Genomic DNA, 4013 nt, shown 5'->3' with positions numbered 1-4013 from the left:
ACGATTTCCAAGAAAAACAATTGGAAAAGATTTACGAACGCTTTAACGCCTACGAATCCGATTCCAATAAAAAATCCGACACCTAAACATTCAGCCGACGCTGAATGTTTTTTTAATGAGATCAAAAGAGTGATGGATGGATAAACAGATAACTAACCCAGATAAAAAAGCACGTATACAGATATGTACTGGCAGACTGGACCATTAAGAAGAATTGAAATTTTTACCAATTATCGGTTCAGATAATCGTTTTTCAAGGAACCATTCCACATCGTCGATCAAGTCTTGGATGATGCGTTCATTTAGGCGTTCAGACGCCATCACTTGAAGTGCCTCTTGGTACCGAACCCGATGGGTTTGCTGATAACTGAGGGCACACTGAAGAAGCACAGCCACGGAGGTAATTCCGGTCTGGGCTGTACGTCCTTTGCCAACTCGCTTGATGAGGATTTTCTTCGACTGTTGGATTAACACGTTGAACGAGCTTCGTGGAATGCCGACGGCTTCGCAGAGTTCTCGCTGGGTCGTCCAATTGATCGGTTGATCCAGTGAGGTCTTTTCTTGAATGAACTGCAGCAGATCTTCTTCCCATTCGTTGTAATGGCTGCGCTTTCGGTCTTCGCGTTCTTTTTTAAACTTGTACCAACCGCCCATCGGGTTTTCGATGGCGACTTCCTTGTTACTCCCCCACTCGTTCAAGAGTTCTTGAATATAATCCTGGTGAGCGCCTTTAAAACGTCCCTTGTATGCACTTCTGACGATTTTCTCGACTTCGCTATGCCGAAGGGGCGCAGCAAGCCCTGAATTATACTCATCGAGTAAATCCAGCGTCTCTGCCTTCCCCTTTCCGGCACTGTAGCAAGCAAGCGCAAGCGTGAACATCAGGTTATCGCGTCCCAGCTGTCCCGACTGACCTTTCACGTGACGCGTCTTCAGCAGTTCCTGGAACCAGGCTGTCTGTGTTGGGTCGTGCTCTCTTGACTCGTTCGCTACAACAAACAACCCTCTCCCCTTGTCGTCGTCCTGGCGCTTCGACCAAGCAATCAACGAGCCAAAGTCATAGACCATCTCTTCGGAGAACCACCGAATGTTGTCTTCATTGGGCATGCGGAAAAAACCAAAGTCATTACAGGAGACATCGACTCCTTGCAAGACCTTGGCCAAGCTTTGTTTAATGTTTTCGGAAATACGTTTTGCGACCTTCAGTCCACGAAAATCGTTTTGGTTGCTGATGAACAACGGTTTTTCCAAGACAAAATAGACCTGAAATCCCTTCGGGGTTTCCAAAACAAGTGTGGGAACGCCGACACTATGATCCAGTGCAGCCGTCAGGATTTCTGTATACGGTTGTTTTTTCGTATCAATATCGACGACGAAGGTATTGATTTGTTGGAGGTTCTTCTCTTCGTGTCCCTTGAGGAACCGTCTTTTTTCATCTGAATACCTTATGTAGTTGAATACGTTGGGATTCCAATGTGAAACCAAAGAAACGTCCTCCAAGAGAGTTTCTAGAGACGTGACAACATAGCCCTTAACACCTGAAGGTGTAGAAAGATCTTCTTTAGAAGCAACGACACCAATAGCACCTTTTTTATTTGTAAGGGTTCTATTTTCTTTATATAAGTGAGGAAGCGAAGCTAAGGATCCAACTCTTTTATATTTTAAAATTCCTTTATTTATAATTAGCTCGATAGCTTTTCTAAGACTCTGCAATCTTTTCCCTCCTCACTTTATAGCCAATTTCTAATCTAGCTTTAAAGTATAGAAGAGGGAAAACGTTGATACAATAGCATTTCTAGCTGTTTTTTAAAGTCATATACGCATATACACATATATTTATATATCTGTATATGCGTATACACGTATATAGATATACGTGTATACCTGTATATCTATATATTCATATATTTATATACTCGTATATAAATATATGAAATAAAAAAACTTAAATTTTCTATTTTTATTCCTCTCAAACTTGCTACAACAACATTTTGATTTTTTCATTTTGTGTATATGCGTATATGCATATACACATATATTTATATATGCATATACAAATATACTTACATACACATATATCTATATATGCGTATATTAATATACAGATATACCCATATATGTATATACATATATATCTGTATATGGTTTTTTAGAGAATATACAAAATCCCTAGTGCTTGAAGAAACACTAAGGATTATTCTTAATTTCGAGAGCTATATAATTCCATAATAATATCCAACTGTTTTTTCTCATCCTTTGTTATGTGCACGGCTAAATACTCTTCGATCATTAAATCAATGAGTTCGTCAACGTTGTCAGCCTTATTTAAGCTTACTAATGCGTTCAGCTTATCTCGAGTTGACTTTTTGACTCTAACACTCCCAAACTTATTTTTTGGTAATGTTTCTTTTTTTTCAGTAGCTCTAGTGATTGGCTTCTCTGCTACAGGCTCTACTTCGTCCAATTTAAACTGAGTAGTAGGGGAGATTTGAGGTCCTCTATCTAACAACTTTTTTTTCGAATTCTTATTTAAAAGATTACTCATTTAACGTTTCACTCCTTCGAATTCAGCATTCAAACGCTCTATAAATTCTTCAGCAATTGCTTTATAGCTATTGTGGACTCGGCGATCATGCATATCGTTATCTGTAATTCCTGTAATATCAAATCGTTTCAAACGTTCCATATTCTTAACTACAATATCAAACAAATTTTCTTCTCCAAATATTTCTTTAGCATTTTCCAAAGTAGCTAAATCTACAGCTGCACCATTTTTAAGTAGAACAGGTAAAATTCCTATGATATCTAAATTTGCACCGTAATCATCAATAAGTCCTTGGAGATACTGTGTAAATACTTCAGCACCTTGGAGACTTCTCTCTTGAGTTTGTAACACTACTACAACAAAGTCAGAAGCATATAATGCGGAATCAGTAATGATTGAGCTAGTAGGAGGAACGTCGATAAAGATAAAATCAAAGTCATTTTTTACTGAACCAAGTAACTTTGAAAAGTACTGAACACGATCTACTTCATTCGGGAATTTCTTTTCAAGAAATCTAGGATATAATGCAAAGTCACTAAAGCTTGGCAACAAATAAAGATTTTCTTTAACTTCAGTGATAATTTCTTCTAAGTTCTCTTCTTGGATTGCTGACATTAATGTCTTTTTAAAACTAACTATTTCACCAGAAATTTCAGATTTAGTTTTTAAATAAAGACTTGTAGCATTAGCTTGTGGATCTTGATCACTTAAAAGAACTTTATATCCTAAATCGGATAGTGCGTAAGCAATCATGGTACTATTAGTAGTTTTTCCAGTCCCACCTTTGAAGTTACCAAAAGTGACTACAGTTGCTTTGTTATCGTTTTTCAACTTTTCTTCCTCCTCGTCTTTGAACAATTAATTTCTAATGTTTTCTACTTATGTATACAAGTATATCATTGCGGAAAACTAGTCACAAATGTTTTTTTATTTTATTGTAAATTCTAAACATTCTCTTTAGATATACACATATACTTATATATCCATATACAGGTATACACATATACAGATATATGTGTATACCTGTATATGGATATAGACTAAATTCTCTTTAATAAATTTGATATAATAATCTTTATTTTTCTTCAATAAGTTGATTACTAAAAAAACAAAAAGGGGATTTTACATTGGACTATATACTACGATCTGAGACTGGTACCGTTGTAATGGATAATGATAAAGAGCGTGTCTTTTCTTCTAAAAAAGAAGCTCTTACTTTCTTGTTAATGCTAAGTTCTTCTACAGATGACCAATGGTCTATCATTCATTTAAAAGATGAGTAATCTTAAGCTACTATTAAGTTTAACTATTTTAAAAAGTTGCCTCACAAAAGTAGATATATCTACTTTTGTGAGGCAGGTATACGATTTCAATTCGGAGATCACTTTATATTTTGTTTAAACTTTAGAAAAGATAAAATACTACTTTTACATACATAGCTAATTACAATACTGGGCGACTGCACTAG

At 36.1% G+C, this 4013-nt stretch carries 4 protein-coding genes; 1 reads left to right on the top strand and 3 read right to left on the bottom strand.

What is annotated here, in order from left to right; translation table 11 throughout:
* Window positions 1-204 precede the first annotated feature (204 nt).
* The 3 genes from ON064_RS17485 to ON064_RS17475 all read right to left on the bottom strand — a co-directional run bounded on the left by ON064_RS17485 (window position 205) and on the right by ON064_RS17475 (window position 3376).
* Window positions 205-1713, bottom strand: coding sequence for a primase C-terminal domain-containing protein (locus tag ON064_RS17485; protein ID WP_274625776.1), 1509 nt, complete (start codon window positions 1711-1713; stop codon window positions 205-207).
* Window positions 1714-2200: 487 nt separating this feature from the next.
* Entirely contained in the window at window positions 2201-2545 is a 345-nt protein-coding gene (locus ON064_RS17480; RefSeq protein ID WP_274625775.1) for a hypothetical protein, read from the bottom strand.
* Window positions 2546-3376: a ParA family protein gene (locus ON064_RS17475; RefSeq protein ID WP_274625774.1), complete on the bottom strand. Its 831-nt coding sequence runs from the start codon at window positions 3374-3376 to the stop codon at window positions 2546-2548.
* 296 nt (window positions 3377-3672) lie between these two features.
* Between ON064_RS17475 and ON064_RS17470 the strand changes: the two genes are divergently transcribed.
* Complete coding sequence (locus tag ON064_RS17470; protein ID WP_274625773.1) at window positions 3673-3828, top strand: hypothetical protein; 156 nt, start codon at window positions 3673-3675, stop codon at window positions 3826-3828.
* Window positions 3829-4013: the final 185 nt, after the last annotated feature.

It is taken from the genome of Planococcus sp. A6, from assembly GCF_028823615.1.
Classification (GTDB): domain Bacteria; phylum Bacillota; class Bacilli; order Bacillales_A; family Planococcaceae; genus Planococcus.
The sequence above is the reverse complement of the archived record's forward strand: the minus strand, read 5'-3'. Positions and strand labels throughout refer to the sequence as shown.

Bases quoted from the DNA above. Each gene is read 5' to 3' on its own strand.
- ON064_RS17480 (WP_274625775.1), bottom strand. From the start codon at position 2,545: ATGAGTAATCTTTTAAATAAGAATTCGAAAAAAAAGTTGTTAGATAGA.